At 30.6% G+C, this 14,520-nt stretch carries 15 protein-coding genes; 4 read left to right on the top strand and 11 right to left on the bottom strand.

Translation table 11 applies throughout. The features are described 5' to 3' along the window. Positions 1–148: 148 nt before the first annotated feature. The 5 genes from M2651_RS02040 to M2651_RS02020 are packed head-to-tail and all read right to left on the bottom strand — an operon-like array spanning position 149 to position 4,644. Positions 149–853 carry an ABC transporter ATP-binding protein gene (locus tag M2651_RS02040; protein WP_252130664.1) on the bottom strand — a complete coding sequence of 235 codons (705 nt, stop codon included), beginning with the start codon at positions 851–853 and terminating at the stop codon, positions 149–151. Then, the gene (locus M2651_RS02035) at positions 846–1,625 is read right to left on the bottom strand and encodes an ABC transporter ATP-binding protein (protein ID WP_252130663.1); all 780 of its coding nucleotides are present in this window, start codon (positions 1,623–1,625) and stop codon (positions 846–848) included. Before M2651_RS02035 ends, M2651_RS02040 begins: the two co-directional genes overlap by 8 nt. Before the next feature lie 15 nt (positions 1,626–1,640). Then, positions 1,641–2,579, bottom strand: coding sequence for a branched-chain amino acid ABC transporter permease (locus M2651_RS02030; protein WP_252130662.1), 939 nt, complete (start codon positions 2,577–2,579; stop codon positions 1,641–1,643). 3 nt (positions 2,580–2,582) lie between these two features. Then, positions 2,583–3,461, bottom strand: coding sequence for a branched-chain amino acid ABC transporter permease (locus tag M2651_RS02025; RefSeq protein ID WP_252130661.1), 879 nt, complete (start codon positions 3,459–3,461; stop codon positions 2,583–2,585). Between the two features lie 28 nt (positions 3,462–3,489). Further along, positions 3,490–4,644, bottom strand: coding sequence for an ABC transporter substrate-binding protein (locus M2651_RS02020; RefSeq protein WP_252130660.1), 1,155 nt, complete (start codon positions 4,642–4,644; stop codon positions 3,490–3,492). 413 nt (positions 4,645–5,057) lie between these two features. Between M2651_RS02020 and M2651_RS02015 the strand changes: the two genes are divergently transcribed. After that, positions 5,058–5,942, top strand: a complete 885-nt coding sequence (locus M2651_RS02015; RefSeq protein WP_252130659.1) for a DUF2156 domain-containing protein — start codon at positions 5,058–5,060, stop codon at positions 5,940–5,942. A gap of 95 nt (positions 5,943–6,037) precedes the next feature. Here M2651_RS02015 and M2651_RS02010 read toward each other — a convergent pair whose 3' ends face one another. Then, the gene (locus tag M2651_RS02010) at positions 6,038–6,475 is read right to left on the bottom strand and encodes an ACT domain-containing protein (RefSeq protein ID WP_252130658.1); all 438 of its coding nucleotides are present in this window, start codon (positions 6,473–6,475) and stop codon (positions 6,038–6,040) included. Between the two features lie 231 nt (positions 6,476–6,706). Between M2651_RS02010 and M2651_RS02005 the strand changes: the two genes are divergently transcribed. After that, positions 6,707–7,948 (top strand): aspartate kinase, encoded by a 1,242-nt coding sequence (locus M2651_RS02005; RefSeq protein WP_252130657.1) that lies wholly within the window; start codon positions 6,707–6,709, stop codon positions 7,946–7,948. Between the two features lie 100 nt (positions 7,949–8,048). On the opposite strand, the gene trmB is transcribed toward M2651_RS02005, so the two are convergent. From trmB to M2651_RS01990, 3 genes are all read right to left on the bottom strand, one after another. Then, complete coding sequence (gene trmB, locus M2651_RS02000) at positions 8,049–8,696, bottom strand: tRNA (guanosine(46)-N7)-methyltransferase TrmB (RefSeq protein ID WP_252130656.1); 648 nt, start codon at positions 8,694–8,696, stop codon at positions 8,049–8,051. Between the two features lie 17 nt (positions 8,697–8,713). Continuing rightward, positions 8,714–9,331, bottom strand: coding sequence for a site-2 protease family protein (locus M2651_RS01995; RefSeq protein ID WP_350338275.1), 618 nt, complete (start codon positions 9,329–9,331; stop codon positions 8,714–8,716). Between the two features lie 171 nt (positions 9,332–9,502). After that, positions 9,503–10,879, bottom strand: a complete 1,377-nt coding sequence (locus M2651_RS01990) for a PhoH family protein (protein ID WP_252130654.1) — start codon at positions 10,877–10,879, stop codon at positions 9,503–9,505. Positions 10,880–11,113: 234 nt separating this feature from the next. Here M2651_RS01990 and perR point away from each other — a divergent pair, with 234 nt between their 5' ends. Then, on the top strand, positions 11,114–11,533 hold the full coding sequence (perR, locus tag M2651_RS01985) for a transcriptional regulator PerR (RefSeq protein WP_252130653.1): 420 nt from the start codon (positions 11,114–11,116) through the stop codon (positions 11,531–11,533). An 87-nt stretch (positions 11,534–11,620) separates the two neighbouring features. On the opposite strand, the gene M2651_RS01980 is transcribed toward perR, so the two are convergent. Both M2651_RS01980 and M2651_RS01975 read right to left on the bottom strand, forming a co-directional pair. After that, positions 11,621–12,856: an ABC transporter substrate-binding protein gene (locus M2651_RS01980; RefSeq protein WP_252130652.1), complete on the bottom strand. Its 1,236-nt coding sequence runs from the start codon at positions 12,854–12,856 to the stop codon at positions 11,621–11,623. Between the two features lie 47 nt (positions 12,857–12,903). Then, entirely contained in the window at positions 12,904–13,332 is a 429-nt protein-coding gene (locus tag M2651_RS01975) for a ferritin-like domain-containing protein (protein ID WP_252130651.1), read from the bottom strand. A 100-nt stretch (positions 13,333–13,432) separates the two neighbouring features. On the opposite strand from M2651_RS01975, the gene M2651_RS01970 reads away from it, so the two are divergent. Beyond that, positions 13,433–14,383: a VCBS repeat-containing protein gene (locus tag M2651_RS01970; RefSeq protein WP_252130650.1), complete on the top strand. Its 951-nt coding sequence runs from the start codon at positions 13,433–13,435 to the stop codon at positions 14,381–14,383. Positions 14,384–14,520: the final 137 nt, after the last annotated feature.

Here is a 14,520-nt window from a genome sequence, read left to right as displayed (position 1 = left end):
TTATTTTTTATCATTTTTTCATCAGAACAGTCGAAATTTTTTCAAAAAATTACTTGTGACAACATTGTAAAAGAATTTTTTATCATTTTATTAATAGTTATAATAGAAAAAGTATCCATAATGACTACTCCTCATTATGGATACTTTTTTATTCTCCTAAATATGCATTTTTTACGCTCTCATCATTTAATAAATCTTGTGCACTACCGCTCAGTACAACTTTTCCTGTTTCAAGAACATAAGCTCTGTCAGCTATCTCTAGCGCTAAATTAGCGTTTTGTTCTACTAGAAGTATAGTTGTTCCAGCTTTATTTATTTCCACAATAGTATTAAAAATCTCTCTTACTACTATGGGAGCTAATCCCATAGAAGGCTCATCAAGAATTAAAAGCTTAGGCCTGTTCATCATAGCTCTTCCGATGGCCAGCATCTGCTGCTCTCCGCCAGATAATGTTCCTGCTACCTGTGTTATTCTTTCCTTAAGTCTTGGAAACTTATCAAATATCAATTCAAAGTCTTTTTTTATTTCGTGCTTATCCTTTCTAAGATAAGCTCCCATTTCTAAGTTTTCCTTAACTGTTAAATTAGCAAATATTTTTCTTCCTTCAGGTACATGCCCTATACCTGCACCTACTAGCTTGTGTATAGGAATACCTTTGATTGAAGAACCATTATAAAGGATATCCCCGCTTTTAAAAGGAGTCAATCCAGAGATAGCCCTCAGTGTTGATGTCTTACCTGCACCATTAGCACCTATTAAAGTAACTATTTCACCTTGTTTAACCTCTATATTAATATCCTTAAGCGCATGAATGCTCCCATAATATAAGTTCAAATCCTTTATGCTAAGCATTCAGCAGTTCACCTCCGTTGCTACCACCAAGATAAGCAGCTATAACCCTCTTGTCTTTCTTTATTTGTTCTGGTGTACCCTCTGCAATCTTCTTGCCGTAATCAAGTACTGCAATTCTTTCACATACACCCATTACAAGTTTCATATCATGCTCTATAAGAAGTACAGATAAATTGAACTTATCTCTTATCCATCTGATATGATTCATAAGCTCCATAGTTTCCTGAGGATTCATTCCTGCAGCAGGCTCATCTAGAAGCAGCAAGTCTGGTTTTGTTGCTAAGGCTCTTGCTATTTCTAACCTTCTTTGCTCACCATAAGATAGATTGCTCGCCAATTCATCTGCTTTGGAGTCAAGATTAAAAAGCTTTAAAAGCTCCATAGCTTCCTTTTCAATTTTCTGTTCTTCTTTTCTGAATTTAGGTGTTCTGAATATGGCTGAAAATATATTATATTGTGCTTTAAATCCATAGGATATTTTTATATTATCTAAAATAGTCAAGTTTGAAAATAATCTTATATTCTGAAAAGTTCTTGCTATTTTCTTTTGAGTGATTACATAAGGCTTTAAACCATGAATATCATCACCCTTATAATTTATGCTTCCATTCGTTGGAGCATAAACTCCGGTAAGCATATTAAAAACAGTAGTCTTACCTGCTCCATTAGGACCTATAAGTCCAACTACTTCCTTCTCACCTATGAATAAATCAAAGTTATCTACGGCTTTTAATCCTCCAAATTGAATAGAAAGCTCATTAACTTTAAGCATTCATCTTCCTCCTTTCTAAACTTTATCTTTTTTTAAAATGTTATCTAAAAATTTAAAGCTCAATTCCTTTGTTCCCATTAACCCCTTTGGCCTGAAAAGCATAAGAAGTATTAATGATAATGAATAAACTATCATTCTGAAATCTTGGAACTCTCTAAATACTTCCGGCAGGAATGTAAGTATAACTGCTGCAATTATGGATCCTGTAAGTGAACCCATACCGCCTAATACAACAAATGTCAGTATTTCAACAGATTTTAGGAAATTAAAAGTTGGAGGATCAATAAATCCGTTATAATGAGCATAAAGTGCACCAGCAATTCCAGCAAAAAATGCAGCTGTTATAAATGCCATTACTTTATACTTTGCTGTATTTACTCCCATAGCCTCTGCAGCAATTTCATTTTCTCTAATAGCTATCATATTTCTTCCTTGAACAGAATGTATGATATTATATATAACTAAAATTGTTATTACCATTAGGAAAAAGCTCCAGGTAAAGGTTGTGTTCATAGGAACTCTAAACCCTCTAGGTCCCCCTACATAATCAATATTAACTAAAGCACCTCTTATAACTTCTCCTACTCCAAGAGTAGTAATTGCAAAATAATCCCCCTTAAGTTTTAATGTTGGGATTCCTACAACTAAAGCAATTAATGAAGCTGCAACTCCAGATACAAATATTGCAACAATAAAAGGCAGCTCAAATTTGGCAGTTATTATTGCAGAACTGTATGCACCTACAGCCATAAAACCTGCATGTCCTAAACATAATTGACCTGTAAAACCAGTTATAAGATTTAATGAAACTGCCAATATTACATTAACACAAACAATCATTATGATACCACTATAATAACCGTCTATTATTCCTGAATCCATTAAGATGTTAAGCAAAAAGAATAATGCCAAAACTAAAATTGTATAAATTATAGATTTCACTGATATTTTCATAGGCTATACCTTCTCCCTAGTGACTTTTCCTAATAAACCTGCTGGCTTTATTAGAAGGATTATTATTAGTATTGAAAAGGCAATTACATCCGACAATCTTGAAGTAACATTAGACGCCTTTGATAAGGTTTCTATCATTCCCATAACTACTCCTCCAAGAAGAGCCCCGGGAATAACACCAATACCACCTAAAACTGCTGCAACAAAGGCCTTTAACCCAGGCATTATACCCATATAAGGATCAATAGTTGTCCATGCTAACGCAACTAATACTCCAGCAGCTCCTGCTAGTGCAGAGCCTATAGCAAATGTAAAAGAAATAGTATTATCTACGTTTATACCCATTAAGGCAGCAGCTTCTATATCATAAGAAGCTGCTCTCATAGCCTTTCCTGTTTTTGTTTTAAAAACTATAAATTGAAGCAGTATCATAAGCACAACTGATACAACTATTGTAAGCATTTGAATATTGCTGATTTGAAGTCCTCCAAATGCATAAGTTTTATCCTTTATTAAACTTGGGAAGGTCTTAGGATTAGGTCCAACAAAATATCTCATTAAATTTTCAAGAAGCAGAGAAACTCCAATTGCTGTTATAAGCAAAGTTATTCTTGGAGATTTTCTAAGAGGCTTATATGCAACCTTTTCTACAATAATACCTACTATAACCGAACCTAACATAGATAAAAGCAATGTAGGCAAAAATGGCAGATTTAGATAAACTGTAACATAAAATCCTGTAAATGCCCCTATCATATATATATCTCCATGGGCAAAATTGATTAGCTTAATTATTCCATATACCATTGTATACCCAAGAGCAATTAAAGCATACATGCTGCCCAAAGATAATCCATTTATTATTTGCTGAAGAAATTCCATAGTAATCCTCCCCTGATATAGTTATATATTAAGGATTAATCTTCTTAACTAGGGAGTAATTCTCTCCTTCTACCTTAAGAATTGATGCTCCTTTTACTGCATTTCTATCACTGTCAAAGCTTATTTTACCAGTTGCTCCATCAAGAGTCAGCTTAGCAAGAGCATCTCTTACCTTTGCTCCGTCAGTAGTTTTAGCATCTTCTAATGCTTTAAACATCAATTTTGCAGCGTCATAACCTAAAGCTGCTAAAGCATCTGGCTTTTTATTATATTCCTTGCTATATGCATCAACAAAACTCTTAACTTGTTCTGCAGTATCTCCTTGGAAATAGTGGTTTATAAACTGTCCACCTTTTACACTGTCTCCACCGATTTTATATAAGTCAGAAGAATCCCAGCCGTCAACCCCGATAAGTTGTGAAGTAATTCCTAATGACTTAGCTTGTTTAGCTATAACACCAACAACATTGTAATAATCTGGAAGCATTAACACTTCTGGATTTGAACCTTTTATCTTTGTAAGCTGAGCGTTAAAGTCCTTATCATCCTTGTTATAGCTCATATATTCAACTACTTTACCACCTTGAGCTTCAAATTCCTTTTTAAAGGATTCAGCTATACCTTTTGAATAGTCATCTCCAACATTATAAAGAACTGCTGCTGTTTTCTTTCCAAGATCATTAGCTGCATACTTAGCCATTGATATTCCTTGGAAGGAATCTAAATAACAGCTTCTAAATACATATTCTCCACCAACCTTTGTTATTGATGGTTCTGTAGCAGTTGGTGTAAGCATTGGTATTTTTCTTTGAGTTGCTTTTTGTGCAACAGCTGCAGTGGCCCCAGATGTAACTCCACCTATAATTGCACTAACCTTTTCACTATCAACTAACTTATTAAAAGCATTAACTGCTTGGTTAGGGTTAGCTTGGTCATCTTCAAAAATAACCTGAACCTTCTTACCATTGATTCCACCCTTTGCATTTACTTCTTTTTCAGCTAATTGAACAGCCTCTTTAACAGATAGTCCGTATGTAGCTACAGGACCTGATAATGGCCCAAACATACCAATTTTAATTACATCTCCCTCAGCACTACCAGTAGTACCATTCTTCTTACAGCCAACCATAGTAGTCGCTGCAACAGCTACTGCTAAAACGCATAGCAATACTTTTTTCTTCATTTTAGAAGCCCCCTTTTATCATAATCCACTTTATAATAATACTTTATATTTTAAAATAATACCATGAATTTTTTATAAAATCAATGATTATTGTTCGTAATTTCATTTTTCTTTTTTAACTAATTAAATTTAAATAAGCTAATCTGAATTTTATTATTAATTTGATTTAGACAAACGTTTTCTTTTTTTAATTTAAAACATAATTTTCGCAAATATGTTATTTCCATTTTTAAAAAGCAATAACCATACTTTATATATAAGCTTTTTTATAATTGTACAGAATATTTATGTAATAATTATCTAATTTTAGGCTAAATTTAAAATTTAAAATTTGTAACCTCTAACAATTTATTTTATAATTACTATTAAATAATATATTATTAAATAGTAATTATAAAGTTAGGAGTGTTATTGTGCTCGATTTTAAACCATTGACTCTTGATGATAAAAAATTATTTGATACATATTTAAAGCCCTATAAATTTTTAACAAGTGAATATTCTTTCACAAACTTATTTATTTGGAGAAAAGCCTTAGACATACAATATACTGTATATAAAGACGCCCTAATAATCAAAAAGAAAGATTTTAGTGATAATTATCATTTTATGCAGCCTATAGGTTACAACAGGGAATTTTTGACACAAATCTTGGACATTTTAATAAACTATAGAAAGGAATTTGGACTTAAATATCTCTTTAAAGACTGTGAAACTCCTTTTATAGAAGAATTAAAATCTATTTATGGAGAGAACTTAAGCTATGAAGAAGATAGAGATAATTTCGATTATATTTATGAAAGTTCAAAACTAATATCCTTATCTGGAAAAAAACTTCATTCTAAGAAAAATCATTATAATCATTTTGTAAAAAATAATATTTATAATGTTGTACCTATCAATGAAGAAAATATTAACGAATGTATGAAGGCCGCTTGTGAATGGTGTAATAGAATAGGCTGCAAGGGATATGTCAAACATGAATTAAAATCCATACAGGAACTTTTAATCAACAGAGAAAAACTTGATTTTGTTGGCATTGCCATATATGTTAATAATATTCTTTCTGCTTTTACTATTGGTGAAAAGATGAATGCTAATATGGCAATAATTCACATTGAAAAAGCTGATACAAATATAAATGGACTATATACCTTTATTAATAAAACTTTTGTTGAAACCTGCTTTAAAGATGTTCCTTATATAAATCGCGAGCAGGATTTAGGTATAGAAGGCTTAAGAAAGGCGAAGCTTTCTTATCAGCCTTTTAAGCTGGAACATAAATATGCTGTTTTGTAAAATTTAACAATAGGTTTATATTTAAATACAAAACTTATGAATACAAATTATTATAAATTCTGCATTCATAAGTTTTTACTTTTAATTATTCTAAATTATTCCATTCCTATAAGTTCAACTTTATCTACTCCTTTTATTTCTTTCAGTCTGCTGAATATATCCTCAACGCTAATTTCTATATCTGAAATATCAAAGGTTATACTGACATTTGCAACATTATTAATAGGAATATCCTGATTTATAGTAAGTATGTTGCCTTTATAACTAGATATTAAATTTAGTATATTAGATAATACTCCAGCTTCATGATTTAATAAAAAGAATAAAGTTACTTTTTTTCCCTTTCTCTCCTCCGATAAAGTAAATACATAATCTTTGTATTTATAAAAAGCACTTCTGCTTATACCGACACTTTTTACTGCCTCCGTAACTTCTTTCACTTTTCCTGTCCTAAGAAGCTCCTTAGCATCGATAACTTTCTGAAAAATATCAGGCAGTATTTGCTTATCTATAACTAAGTATTTATCTCTCATAGTATCCCCTCTATATAATTTCACCACATAATTGTTTTAAACACATATCTATATTTTACTTGTTCTTTTTTAATTTTGAAATTATAAAATAAAAAATTTATAAAAGTATGTTGTTTTTTTCATTTATATGATATAATGTTTTTCATATAAATACAAGTGTATTTTATACAAGTACATATTTTTCATGATGTAACTTTGTATAAAACGTAAAAACTTAGGGGGTGAACAATAATGAAAGGTATAATCGTTCAAAAATATGGAGGCACCTCTGTAGGCTCCATAGAACGCATAAATAATGTAGCCAAACGAATTATTGCTGCTAAAAATAATGGAAAGAAAGTGATTGCTGTTGTCTCTGCCATGGGAGATACAACTGACGATTTAATAGAAAAAACAAAACAGATTACACCAAATCCTTCGCCTAGGGAACTTGACATGCTTTTATCTACTGGTGAACAAGTTTCTATATCTCTTTTAGCTATGGCAATTCAAGCTCAAGGTCATAAAGCTATTTCTCTTACAGGCTCTCAATGCGGTGTATTTACTAATGGCAATTACAAATCAGCCAGAATTGAAAAAATTGATAAAACAAGGATTGAAAAAGAATTAGAAGAAGGTAATATTGTGGTGGTGGCTGGTTTTCAGGGCATAAGTGATAACGGTGATGTAACAACACTTGGCAGAGGCGGTTCTGATACCTCTGCAGTGGCACTAGCTGCAGCAGTTGAAGCAGAATTATGTGAAATTTATACAGATGTAGATGGTGTTTATACTACAGATCCAAGGGTAGTGCCTAAAGCAAAGCTTATGGATAAGGTTGCCTATGATGAAATGCTTGAGCTCGCCAGGCTTGGTGCAAAAGTGCTTCATCCTAGGTCAGTTGAAATAGCAAGAAGGTATAAGGTTCCTCTTGTAGTAAGATCAAGTTTTAATGATAAACCAGGAACAAAAATTATGGGGGTTGAAGCTATGGAAAAAGCAGTTGTAAGAGGAATAACACTAGATGATAATATTGCAAAGGTTTCTGTTCTTAAAGTTCCAGATAAACCAGGTATAGCATTTAAGCTATTTTCACATTTGGCATCGAATAATATAGGTGTTGATATGATTATACAAAACGTAAATACCAATGAAGTTAATGATATATCCTTTACTGTAGCAAAAGATGATTTAAATCACGCTATTCAAGTATTGGGAAATGTTATGACTGAAATTGGTGCAGATAAGGTTGTATACGATAGTTCTGTGGTTAAGCTATCTGTAGTGGGTTCAAGTATTTTAGGAGACCCTGATATAGTATCTGGCTTTTTTGAGTGCCTTTATGAATTAGGAATCAATGTTCAGATGATAAGTACCTCTGAGCTTAAAATTTCCTGCATAATAGACCAAGAAAAAGCTAATGAAGCACTTCAAAGCCTTCACAGTAAATTTAGTCTGGATGCTGATGAAGAAATTGAGCTGAACGTAGTTTAATAACTGTTAATACTAAAAAATAAGAGTTAATTGTGTATTATTTCTCTTATGATAAAAAACACAATTATAAGGTGCTGACTCTTATAATTGTGTTTTTTTATTATTCTTTATAAGGCATTAGCTTTGCAATCAAAAACATAATTTTCATGCCTTGAGACGCAAATTTGCTTTCATACTCTGTAGTTATATTTTCTTTAAAATCGCAGTTATGAAGGTCATAAGTAATATATTCTATGTTAAACCCACTAGACTTAAAATATTCTATAGACTCTTCGAAAAGGCCTGTATCATCAGTCTTAAACCAGACTTCTCCTCCTATTTTAAGAAATTTTTTATACTCAGATAAAAATCTTGTGTGAGTTAGCCTTCTTTTCTTATGTCTGTCCTTAGGCCAAGGATTACAGAAGTTTATATATATTTTTGATATTTCGTCTTTAACAAAAACCCCTTCAATTAACTGTATGTTCAGCGGAACTATTCTTACATTAGAAACTTCTGCTTCTATAACTTTTCTAAGAGCATAAACAAGCACTTCATCCTTCAAATCTATTGCTACATAATTTATATTAGGATTTGCTTTTGCCTTTTCACTTATAAATTTTCCTCTGCCACAGCCAAGTTCTAAATGTATTTCATTATCATTCCTGAACTCCTCTTTCCACTTTCCACAGTATTCTAAAGGGCGTGTTATAAAAAATGAGCTGCTTTCAAGCTCAGGTCTTGCCCACCATTTTTTCCTTAGTCTCATTACTATGTTTCCTCCTGTTATATTAAATTTACAATATTAATTATTATATTTCTTACAAATCTCGCTGGTACACCAACTAAAATACTCGAAAGAGGACTCATTAAAAAAATAATAATTATTATAAACTGATATCTATATATTGATTCTGCAAAATTATAAAATAATTTTGGAAATAAATCTCTCAAAATATTAAACCCATCAAAGCCAGGCAATGGAAGTAAATTTAAAACAAATAAATTGCAATTTACAAGCAGTGATAAAAACAAAATATTATATATTATTTCTGCCAAGGTTGAATCATTCATTGCAAATTTAGAAAATAAAGCTAGTATAACAGCAGATACAAAAGCTACTGCAAGATTAGCTAATGGCCCAGCAATAGAAACTTTTAAATCGTCTTTATAATAGCTTTTAAATGCACTTGAATTAATTTGAACAGGCTTAGCCCAGCCAAATTTAAATACAAGAAGTGCAATAAACCCTATAGGATCAATGTGAGTTAACGGATTTAAAGTAAGCCTTCCTTGAAGCCTTGGAGTTTTATCTCCTAATCTATCAGCTGTTAATGCATGAGCATATTCATGAAAAGTAATTCCTGCTAAAATTCCTGGAATAAGAAGTATAGTAAATAACATGTTGTTCAAAAAAATCCCTCCTGTATTTCTTTGTAGCACATAAGGATTATCAATCCTTATGTCTTTAATGTTTCATGATATTTTATCTATATTATATCAATAAGTTGCTTCTGATGCATTATTTTTTAAATATAAAGAGTAAAGCATAAAAGCCTTACTCTTTTTAAACAATTATAATCTTCTAGAAGACTCATAAGCTAGCGGTGATCTTTCACACTCATCATACTTCAATGTTACCTGGCAGCAAAGCTCGCTGCCTTTCATTTTTTCTGCTGCATAGCATAAACCGTTAGACCTGGAATCTAAAAACGCATGATCTATTTGCTCAGGATCTCCTATTAGTATAAGTTTTGTTCCTTCTCCTACTCTAGTTATTATAGCCTTAATCTGCTTTGGCGACAAGTTCTGAGCTTCGTCTATAATAACCCAGTTCTTAACAATGGAACGTCCTCTTAAATATGCCACTGCTTCTGTAGTTATAATCTTTCTATCAAATAATTCTCTTACTTTATCATCTAATTCCTTTTCATTTTTATATCTTTCTTTTTCATCTGAATCTACTAATATTTGAAGATTATCAAAAATTGGTCGCATAAAAGGTGATATTTTTTCTTGCTCTGTGCCTGGAAGAAAACCTATTTCTTCATCCATAGTAACATTTGGTCTGCAAACTAAAATTCTCCTATATTGCTGAGCATTTTCCTCCATTACCTTTTGAAGACCTACTGCAAGAGAAAATAATGTTTTAGCAGTACCTGCCGGCCCTTTTATTATAACAAGAGGTATCTTGTCTGCATCCATATAAAGAGCTTCAAGCATAAACTTCTGTCCTACATTTCTAGGTGTAATACCTAAAGGTACCATATCCTTAAATAAAAGAGGTACAATAAGCTTTCCATCAAAGCGGCCCAGTGCTGTTTTTCTCGTATTTTCAATAGCATGTATAATTAAAAACTGATTTACATAAAGTTCTGGAATAGAGTATTCATTTAATTCATTGGAATAATATAAAAGCTCTTTAGGCTCTAAATATTTCTGAGCATAAAATTCATCAATTTTTTCTGATGATACAAACACATCAAGTCTTCCAGTATATTGGCTTTCATATTCAGGAACCATCTTTTCATAAAAATCTTCAGCATCTATGTCTACTGTATCAGCTTTTATCCTTTCAAAAATATCTTTAGTAACTAAACATACATCCTCTCCTTGCTCTTTTAAGCCTTTGCATACCTGAATTATTCTATTATCAGGTTTTTGCCTGCTCCAAAGAGGCGGTATTTCCGCATCATAATGATTCATCTCAACTCTAAGTCTTCCACCTCCAGGCAGCTGTATTCCCTTATTAAGCTTACCTTGTTTTCGTAATTTGTCTATAATTCTTGCTGCATATCTTGCATTTGAGCCTAAATCACTTTTATCTTTTTTAAAAGCATCTAGTTCCTCAAGCACTACCTCTGGTATAACCACATCATTGTCTCCAAAGGAAAATATGGCATTTGGCATGTACAGGATAACATTAGTATCTAACACATATGTCCTCTTCAAGCTATTATCCTCCTTTTTTCAAGCTTATGGATACCTAACCTTTAATTATACCCACTGCTCATTAATATTTGCTATTGAGAAAAATGTTTATTATTACTATAATATGATTAAAAGTATAGATTGTATTAATTTATTCTAAATATTAATTTATTATTAAATTTAGCCTTAAAGCTTTTTGACAACAAATAATTTTTATTATATAATATAATTAATTATTTAATTAGGATGGTGACCATGAATAATTTAACCGAGATTTTTAAAGAAAAGAAACTCAAGCTTACTCCTCAGCGTATTGCAGTATACAAGTATTTAAAATCATCAAAAGAACATCCATCTGCAGAAACTATATATAAAGCTCTTCAACCAGAGTATCCTACAATGAGCCTTGCTACAGTTTATAAGGCATTAAAAACTCTTGTAGAAGTTGGTTTAGTTCAGGAATTAAATGTAGGAGAAGGTAACTTCAGATATGATGGTAATATATGTAATCATCCACACATTCAATGTTTAAGCTGTGGAAGAGTAGATGACATTGAAGGTTTCTGTTTCACTGACTTAAATACATCAATAAAACAGTATACTGATTATGAAGTTCTAACAAATCAAGTTTATTTCTATGGATTATGTAAAGACTGCAAAAATAAAAAGAAATAAAGAAGATTAATTTGATAATTAACATAAAAAAAGGATATGTAAGAAGTATAATATAATTCTATACCTCTTACATATCCTTTTTTTTTATTAATAAACTTCATTTAATATTTCTTGCCACTCATTTTTAGTATACTTGCCTGCTAAAATACTATCAACTTTTCCACTTATATGTTTTTGAAATTTTTTAGGAAGATTATAAATATATACAATACTGTTATCATTTGCATTAGATAAATGTTTAACAATGCTTTCACCTAAACCTAAAAGCTCTGCATTTGCTTTTTTACTGCCAGATATATATCCTTTTTTCACTATATTTTCCTGTGTTTCATCACTTAATAAAAATTTGATAAACTTTCCTGCATCCTCTGAATTTTTGCTATTAGTAGGCATACATAGTAAAGCATTTATTATAACTGGCATATTACCTTTCATGCCATTACCTAACTGAAACTCTTCTATAAGCTTTATATTGCTTTCTTTTAAATTATTATAGTAATAAGATGTGCTGATAACAAATGGAATACTTCCATTTGTTAAATAAGCCAAAGTATTTTCATTTCCTAATTCAAAGAAACTTTTATTTATTCCTGTTTCCTTAACAGCTGTATTTATATCATCAAAAATTCCCTGCATTTCTTTTATGTTTTTATAGACCTCATTATTGTCATAGGCAGTATCTAAAGCAGAAGCCTTTACTTTATTGCTTGCAATTATGGAAGATAAAGCACAGTTAATATCTAAGTCCTCAGTAACTACTATAGGAACTTTTATATTGCTGCTGTTTAACTTTTTCATCAAAGCTAACGCATCCTGAATATTACCTGGAGGATTAATTCCTAATTTATTTATAGCATCTGTATTATAAAAAAATTCTACTGTATAAGGTATAACACCTATGCCATAATATTTTTCTCCTATTCTTCCATAAGCTGCCACAATATTATAGTATTTTTCACTTATCTTGTTTTTTTCAAATTGCTGACTCATATCACTTAGAAGACCTTTTTGTGCTAATTCTATCATTGTATTTCTAGAGGTAAGTACTAAATCCGCCTCCGTGCCTTTGCTAATATCTTCAATAATGTTAGTCCCACCACCTAATACATCATTAATTTTAAGTTCAGATTTTGGATTTGCTTTTTTATATTCTTCAGTTAAAAACTTAATTATGTTTAAAGTATTCTTGTCTTTAATATCTACATAAATATTTAAAGTTTTTTTCTTATCTTCATTTTCTTCTGCACTTTTTTTCTTACAGGACACTAAATTTATACATAGAAGGAAACTAATTACTATGGCAATAACTTTCTTTTGCCTCAAGTTTTACACCTTCCTCTCAACTTAGAGAACAAGAAATATATTTTAATTTAGAGTGTTTTTAAAATCTTGTCAAGTTTTGAAATTCTTTCTTTGTCCTCTTTTATTATCTTTTCTATATCCGGCCTTATGGATTCACTAAATTCTGAAAGATATTTTTCACTGTATTTTACTCCCGTCATTTCTCCTTTATATAACTCTTTCATAATTAATTTAGGTTCATTTTTAAACATAAGTTTTACTGAAGTCATAAGTTCTGTCATCTTTCCCTGAATACCTACTTCACTGCTTACTTCTATATCTCTAGACTGCATTATATTTTGAAGTCTAGTTCTATGTCTTATATGTTCATTTTTAAACTTTTCAATTTCTATTTTATATTTTCCTTCAGGAATTTTTTTTAAATATTTATTATATAAATTAATGCCCATATTTTCCCCTCTTAACATTTTAGTTAAATATATTTCATCATTATTCATACACATTCCCCTCTTTCTAATATAAAAATTTCTTAATTTTATTTTATGTAAATTAATTAAATATAAACTAACTTCATATAATTAAATGGAGGTGATTTATATGAAATTCAGGGTAATATTTCTAAAGAAAAAATATATTTACTATTCTGTCTTAGGAATAATTATTATAGCACTTTTAATAATTCTGCTTTCAACTAAGAAATCTACTGCTACCTTCAACACCTTAGTTGATAATAGTAAAATTTTTCAAACGGATTTAACTGGCGATGGAAAAAAAGACCTATTATATATTAAGACAGAAAAAGACAAATATTATATGGAAGTGAACGATGGTCAAAAAAGCTATTATTTAGAGCCTAATAAAAAACTCCCTACTATAGGATTATTTGATGTTAATAATCCATTAAAGATTACTTTTATGGATATTACAAGAGATAAAATTCCAGAAATTTTTGTTCAAGCTTCAGAAAAAGAAACTCCAATTCAGCATGTATTTTTATGGAGCGATGGAAAATTTAAAGACATATTTTTCGGTTCAAACAATATAGCAGGTTTTGCTGACTTAAGCAATAATAGAACTCCAAAGTTTTTAACAGGCAATATTACAAATAATAAAATTGAACTTTCAAATTACATATTTATGCCCGACAAAAAAAATCTTGAAAAATTTACTTTTAACTATAAGGATAATTATATGGGAAGAGACAGCGTCTTTGCGTTTATAAAATACATAGAAAGCCTCCCAGAAAATGAGTCAAACAAACCAGCAAACATATTTTATCCAGGTTTAAACGGGCAAGATATGGCTGTAATAGGAAAACTATCAGGAGAAAATAATACTTATACTTTCCTAAATTGTATATTTAAAGATAATAAATCAGATGTTAACGGAAACATTACAGAAGTGCAGTGGACACTTAACTTTAAAGCTGTTTCAAATTTAAATAAAGAAAAAACTAAAAACTATACTTTAAACCTAATACTAAAACCTTCAGGTAAACCTGAAGAAAATAATTTATTTAAAATTTATTCTATATCTCTAGCACAATAATTTTTCCTCAAGAAAAACAAAAGGGACCGCTATTAACGGTCCCAAGGGGGATGGGGGGTTCTAGCATTAAATGAAAGTAATTTGCTTTCATTCTATGCCGTGGAGATTTACTCTCCAACTTACATTATTAATATTGA

Origin of the sequence: Clostridium caldaquaticum, from assembly GCF_023806125.1 — a bacterium.
GTDB classification, from domain to species: Bacteria; Bacillota; Clostridia; order Clostridiales; family Clostridiaceae; genus Clostridium_AT; species Clostridium_AT caldaquaticum.
This window is presented reverse-complemented; position numbering and strand designations above follow the sequence as displayed.

Coding starts and splice junctions, on each gene's coding strand:
- M2651_RS02040 (WP_252130664.1), bottom strand. CDS start 853: ATGCTTAGCATAAAGGATTTGAACTTATATTATGGGAGCATTCATGCG.
- M2651_RS02035 (WP_252130663.1), bottom strand. CDS start 1,625: ATGCTTAAAGTTAATGAGCTTTCTATTCAATTTGGAGGATTAAAAGCC.
- M2651_RS02030 (WP_252130662.1), bottom strand. CDS start 2,579: ATGAAAATATCAGTGAAATCTATAATTTATACAATTTTAGTTTTGGCA.
- M2651_RS02025 (WP_252130661.1), bottom strand. CDS start 3,461: ATGGAATTTCTTCAGCAAATAATAAATGGATTATCTTTGGGCAGCATG.
- M2651_RS02020 (WP_252130660.1), bottom strand. CDS start 4,644: ATGAAGAAAAAAGTATTGCTATGCGTTTTAGCAGTAGCTGTTGCAGCG.
- M2651_RS02010 (WP_252130658.1), bottom strand. CDS start 6,475: ATGAGAGATAAATACTTAGTTATAGATAAGCAAATACTGCCTGATATT.
- M2651_RS02005 (WP_252130657.1), top strand. CDS start 6,707: ATGAAAGGTATAATCGTTCAAAAATATGGAGGCACCTCTGTAGGCTCC.
- trmB (WP_252130656.1), bottom strand. CDS start 8,696: ATGAGACTAAGGAAAAAATGGTGGGCAAGACCTGAGCTTGAAAGCAGC.
- M2651_RS01995 (WP_350338275.1), bottom strand. CDS start 9,331: ATGTTATTTACTATACTTCTTATTCCAGGAATTTTAGCAGGAATTACT.
- perR (WP_252130653.1), top strand. CDS start 11,114: ATGAATAATTTAACCGAGATTTTTAAAGAAAAGAAACTCAAGCTTACT.
- M2651_RS01975 (WP_252130651.1), bottom strand. CDS start 13,332: ATGAATAATGATGAAATATATTTAACTAAAATGTTAAGAGGGGAAAAT.
- M2651_RS01970 (WP_252130650.1), top strand. CDS start 13,433: ATGAAATTCAGGGTAATATTTCTAAAGAAAAAATATATTTACTATTCT.